This window comes from Parcubacteria group bacterium CG10_big_fil_rev_8_21_14_0_10_36_14, assembly GCA_002772895.1.
GTDB lineage: Bacteria > Patescibacteriota > Patescibacteriia.
The window spans coordinates 1-5,631 of sequence record PFCS01000009.1 but is presented as its reverse complement, the minus strand read 5'-3'; the positions used below and the strand labels follow the sequence as shown (position 1 = coordinate 5,631).

Here is a 5,631-nt window from a genome sequence, read left to right as displayed (position 1 = left end):
AAAGGAGAATCGTTTAAAAAAAAATGCCGAATTTCAGTCGGTTTATAAAAAAGGCGATTTTTTTGGCACGAAATTGATAAATTTTAAATATAAAAAAAACGGCCTACCTTATACACGGGTAGGCTTTGTTGTTAGTACTAAAATAAGTAAAAGCGCAGTAAAGCGCAATGGATTAAAGCGTATGATATGCGAGATTTTTCGGCTAAATTTAGATAAAATAAAGGCAGAGTATGATATTGTGGTTATAACTAAGCCGGGAATTACGGACTTAAAGCACAAAGACATTGAAAAAGATGTAATGTTTTTTCTAAAAAAGACAAAATTAATGTAATTTATGCAAGAAATCATTGATTTTATTGTTATTGGATCACGCTCCTGGGTCATAAAATTAATTAAACTTTACCAAAAAACCCTGTCTTTTGATCATGGTTTTTTTAAATTTTTATATCCTCATGGTTTTTGTAGATTTAAGCCAACGTGCTCTGAGTATGCCATTGGTTCTATTGAGAAATTTGGCTTAATTAGGGGAGGAATTAAAGGTTTTTGGCGAATTATGAGATGTAATCCGTGGTCAAAGGGTGGATATGATCCTGTTTTACGAGAGAAGAAATAATTTATACTTCTTTCTCATTAATTGATGAATTATTAAAATGATAAAATAGCATAAAAATACGCAAAAAAGCGTATTTTTTATTTATTTTTTTAGCTAAGCTTAGCCAAAAAAGAGCATTAGCTCTTGACAAAATTGTTAAAGTGTGCTATACTGCTTTTAAGTTCATAAAAACAATAGATTTCTTTAGGAGGAATAAAAAAGTGGTTATAAGGTGCTTTTCCTCCTAAGAGCACCTTATAACCACTTTTTAACTGGCACCTAAGCACAGTGCCAAAATGATATAGGAGGAGAAAACCCCATGCTTGTGGGACAATAGGATCGCAGGACTTAAATAATTTTAATCGTCTTGACAATTCCTATAGCTCTCACCTATATCATTTTGGCACTGCCGAGAGGGTTCCGGCGCCCTAACCATGGGCCAACACCTGTTCAAAAGACAGGAAGTTGCAGGTTCGAGTCCTGCCAGCGCCACTTAATAAAAACAAACGAAAATTTTTGGGGAGTCACTGAAGATAAACTTCATACTCCCCACCTTTACTTCCTGCCCCAGATCGTCATGTGCGTTTTTGGGGCCGGATGAGAGGAACGTTCTCTCCGAGAATAACAAGAGATAGCATCTCCGATAAACGGAGAAAAGGCTATTGCTACCTGATGAGCGAAGGCAACGATTGAAGTTAGTAAACAGAAAGGGATGTTATTGCTGTACTTTCAAAAGGAAGCGTTCGGAGGTCGTAAGACCAAGTCACGTGCCCGAGCGTGGATAATACAACGTGATCGGCGGAGATGAGTGAAACTTGTATTGGAGAGTTAGGAAAAGCCTTAGCTGAGTACGAAGCGAGGCCAACACAAGTTTCACCTCAAACAACTGAGGCCGTCGTTAGGGTCGTGCCAAAGCATCCGGTGGTCACACAGCCGAAAATGTGCGAGCCAAGGGGAAGCAGGGCCCCAATGGCGAGCTGAAGATTTAAAACCTTCAGCTCGCCATCCTTTCTCCACGAATCAGAAAAAACGATTAAGATATGGAAGTAATTAATTAAGCCCACGCAGAGTGTGGCAGACAGAAATACTTATTGCAGAATTTGGTTTTTGGAGAAAGGAAAAATTTTCAAAAAAACGCTTCGGCGTTTTTTTGATATAATATAATTATATGTTAATAAATATAAAGGTTATCCCAAATGCAAAGCGCGAACAAATAAAAAAAACCGAAAGTGGTCTACGAGTTTATGTTAACACCCCACCAGAAGGCGGTAGAGCAAATAAAGCGGTTATAAAATTATTATCAAAAGAATTGGATGTACCGAAATCAAAAATAGAAATTATAAGTGGGGAGAAAAGTAGAGAAAAAATTATAAAAATAAATAGATAAAAATAATTAAAAAACTCCGCAAACGCGGAGGTTTTTAATACTTGATTCTGCACCAAGTGTAAAATGCTGAAGTGTTTAAAGATTATTTTTTTTCAAAATATCAATTGTTTTTTTATTTTCTATTCTAGATTTTAAATAATCTTCGTATTCTTTTGAGTTGATTTGTTTTTGAGCATCTGCATTATCTTTATATGCATTCATTAATTTTCCAACTTCTTCGATAACCTCTTTATCGCTTGCCTCCACTCCTTCTGCTTTTGCTATTTCGCGGATAACTAAAGATATTTTTATTCTTTTTATTGCTTCCGGAGAAAACTCTAGTTTTAATTCTGCCTCAGTTTTATTTATGGATTTTAAATAATCTTCAAATGAAAGTCCTTGGCGGGTGATATTATTTTTTAATTCATAAACCATCTGGTTTGCCTCGCCGTTTATAAGAAGTTCTGGAATATCAGAAAATTTGCTGTTCTCAACAATTTTATTAAGAATAGTAATTTCCCATTTTTCTTCCGTCTTATGCAATTCTTCGTGTTCAAGATTTTTGCGGAGTAAGATCATTAAATTTTCTATGCTTTTTTGTCCAAGACTTTTAGCAAACTCTTCATCCAGCTTCGGTGGCTCTATTTTGTAAACATCTCTTACCCTTACCTTGAAATGCACTTTGGCGCCTGACAGATGTTTTTGGTAGTGTTCCTTAGGAAAATTTAAATCAAATTCTTTTTCATCGTCTTTTTTAAGTCCGACAAGTTCCTCATTAAAACCAGGAATATAATGCGCTTCGGAAAGGTATACTGCCATATCTTTTGCCTGCCCGCCTTCAATGGGTACATTATCTTTTATCATATCCATATCAACAAGAACCTTATCTTTATTTTCTGCCGGACCATCTTTCAATATTTCTTTACTTTGCATTTTTGTTAAGCCGTCTAACGCTTCTTTAACTTTTTCATCAGTGACTTTTGTTTCTTCTTTTTTTATTCCTAGATTCTTATATTCTCCAAGAGTTATTTTTGGCAGAAGAGAAACAGTTGCTTTAAAAATGAACGGATTACTTACCGCCATTTTTTCAATATCAATATGAGGCTGACCGACTGTCTCCAGATTTTTTTCTTTGATTGCAGCGACAAAATTTTTCATTATTATTTTTTCTGCGGCCGCTTCCAAAATAGCATGTTCTCCAAAACGGGCGCGGACAATATCATAAGGAGCTTTGCCCGGACGGAAACCCTCAATTTTTGATTTTTGAGAAAGCTCTTCCGCAGCTCGTTCCAAATATGGTTTTACTTCATCCCAAGAAAGTTCAACTGTAAGTTCAACTTGAGATTTTTCCAGGTTTTTTACATTACATTTCATAAAAAATAAGTTATTAATTAATGTTTGTAATATAGCATAAAATTATAGATCAGTCAAGATATTAATAATTTTTTTAGGTTCATATTAATTTCCCATTGAATAATTTATATAATCAAAAACCGCTCAAATCAAAATCCGAGCGGTTTTTTAAATAGAGAATAATTTATTTTGCTAAGAAGGCTACGATTAATAAGGCGATAATATTAAGGATTTTTATCATTGGGTTGATTGCGGGTCCGGCAGTATCTTTATATGGATCGCCGACAGTATCTCCGGTTACAGCCGCCTGATGAGCAAAAGAACCCTTTCCGCCGTATTGTCCGGATTCAATATATTTTTTTGCATTATCCCACGCGCCTCCACCAGAGGTCATTGAGATGGCTATAAAGATTCCGGTTACAATTGCGCCGATTAATAGCCCGCCTAAAGCAACTTCACCCAAAACGAGCCAGATAAGAATTGGCGCAGCAATTATTATTACAACTGGTAATATCATATTTTTTATTGCTGCTCCTGTAACAATATCAACACATTTTACGTAGTCCGGTTTATTTTGACCTTCCATTATTCCTTTTATTTCTTTAAATTGTTTACGGACTTCTTCTACCACACTACCGGCAGTTTTCCCGACCGATTCCATTGCCAGTGCGCTAAAGATATATGGCAAGAGCCCACCGATAAAAAGTCCGATGATTACCTTTGGATCACTTAGGGCAAAAACAAAATCTTTTCCTGATTTTGCCAGTTCTTGTGTGTAAGAAGAAAAGAGAACCAATGCCGCTAGACCGGCAGAACCGATTGCGTACCCTTTGGTTACAGCTTTTGTTGTGTTACCTACTGCATCAAGAGGATCTGTCACTTTCCTGACTTCATCAGACAGCTCTGCCATTTCGGCGATTCCGCCTGCGTTATCCGTTATCGGTCCATAGGCGTCTATTGTAACAATAATACCTGTTAGAGAAAGCATACTCATTGCCGCAACGGCAATTCCATAAAGTCCGCCTAAATAGTATGAACCCCAGATTGCAGTGGTAATAACAAGTACCGGCCAAACGGTTGATTTCATTCCTATCGCTAATCCGGAAATAATATTTGTTCCATGACCTGATTCACTGGCTTTTGCAATATCTTTTACAGGTTTGAATTTATCGGATGTGTAATATTCAGTGATAACTACCAGAGCGGCTGTTACCAAAAGTCCGATAAGTGCGCAAAAATAAAGCTCCAAAGAATTTGCTAAATCACCAAGAAGATATTTTGTGATTGGATAAAATAGAGCTGCTGCCAAAACTTCGGCGGCGATAAGTCCTTTGTAGAGCGCTTGCATTATGTTCTCCTTTTTTCCTAAACGGATAAACAACGTTGCTACGATTGAGGCAAGTATTGATGCGCCTCCGATTGCAAGAGGAAATAGGATAGCATTTTCCGCGCCGTTAAAAGCGAGAGAGCCCAAGAGCATTGTTGCGACAGCGGTAACAGCATATGTCTCAAAAAGATCTGCCGCCATTCCAGCGCAATCTCCGACATTATCCCCGACATTATCAGCAATAACTGCAGGGTTACGTGGGTCATCCTCAGGAATTCCCTTTTCTACTTTTCCAACGAGATCTGCGCCGACATCAGCGGCTTTTGTAAAAATTCCTCCGCCAAGACGGGCAAATACAGAAATTAAACTTCCGCCAAAGCTAAGTCCAATTAAATAATCAAGATTTTTTGTAATTGCATAAACGCCGGCTACGCCAAGAAGACCTAAACCGACGACTAAAAGCCCGGTAACGCTTCCGCCTTTTACAGCAACATTAAATGCTTCGGCGAGTCCTTTTTTTGCCGCTTGTGCTGTTCGTACATTTGCACGTACGGAAATATTCATTCCAATATATCCTGCAATTCCAGAAAGAAGCGCGCCAATAACAAACCCTAAGGCGATATCTAATTTTCCAAATGCAATCCACAAAAAGACAAAGATGATTGTTCCGATTATGCCGATAGTTTTGTATTGACGATTGAGATAGGCGCTTGCGCCCTCTTGTATCGCTTTGGCAATTCCCAACATTTTTCCTTCTCCTTGTGGAAGTGATACTATTTTAAAAGCCAGAAAGATGCCGTACCCAATTGCTAGCACTCCGGCTACTATAGATATAGGTAGAATCATATATAAAATATGAAATTAATTATTATTTTTAACTAAATTATATAATAATATTTATAATGGCAACTGTCAACCATAATAAATTTTTCATTTGAAGTTTAATCTTTTTTATGCTACTATCATCCTATAAATATATATAATATGAAGTTA

5 protein-coding genes are annotated in these 5,631 nt (G+C 36.9%); 3 read left to right on the top strand and 2 right to left on the bottom strand.

Features of this window, described 5'->3' with window-relative positions; all coding sequences use genetic code 11:
* The 3 genes from rnpA to COU51_00825 form a co-directional block, all read left to right on the top strand.
* Positions 1 to 331, top strand: a 331-nt coding sequence (rnpA, locus tag COU51_00835) for a ribonuclease P protein component (protein PIR67017.1), incomplete at its 5' end; no start/stop codon positions are given.
* 3 nt (positions 332 to 334) lie between these two features.
* Complete coding sequence (gene yidD / locus COU51_00830; protein ID PIR67016.1) at positions 335 to 613, top strand: membrane protein insertion efficiency factor YidD; 279 nt, start codon at positions 335 to 337, stop codon at positions 611 to 613.
* A gap of 1,147 nt (positions 614 to 1,760) precedes the next feature.
* Positions 1,761 to 1,979 carry a hypothetical protein gene (locus tag COU51_00825; GenBank protein ID PIR67015.1) on the top strand — a complete coding sequence of 73 codons (219 nt, stop codon included), beginning with the start codon at positions 1,761 to 1,763 and terminating at the stop codon, positions 1,977 to 1,979.
* 75 nt (positions 1,980 to 2,054) lie between these two features.
* On the opposite strand, the gene tig is transcribed toward COU51_00825, so the two are convergent.
* Both tig and hppA read right to left on the bottom strand, forming a co-directional pair.
* Positions 2,055 to 3,332, bottom strand: coding sequence for a trigger factor (gene tig / locus COU51_00820; protein PIR67014.1), 1,278 nt, complete (start codon positions 3,330 to 3,332; stop codon positions 2,055 to 2,057).
* A gap of 163 nt (positions 3,333 to 3,495) precedes the next feature.
* A complete protein-coding gene (hppA, locus tag COU51_00815) occupies positions 3,496 to 5,484 on the bottom strand; it encodes a sodium-translocating pyrophosphatase (protein ID PIR67013.1) in 1,989 nt (662 codons plus the stop codon).
* Between the last annotated feature and the right edge of the window lie 147 nt (positions 5,485 to 5,631).

Bases quoted from the DNA above. Each gene is read 5' to 3' on its own strand.
- yidD (PIR67016.1), top strand. From the start codon at position 335: ATGCAAGAAATCATTGATTTTATTGTTATTGGATCACGCTCCTGGGTC.
- tig (PIR67014.1), bottom strand. From the start codon at position 3,332: ATGAAATGTAATGTAAAAAACCTGGAAAAATCTCAAGTTGAACTTACA.
- COU51_00825 (PIR67015.1), top strand. From the start codon at position 1,761: ATGTTAATAAATATAAAGGTTATCCCAAATGCAAAGCGCGAACAAATA.
- hppA (PIR67013.1), bottom strand. From the start codon at position 5,484: ATGATTCTACCTATATCTATAGTAGCCGGAGTGCTAGCAATTGGGTAC.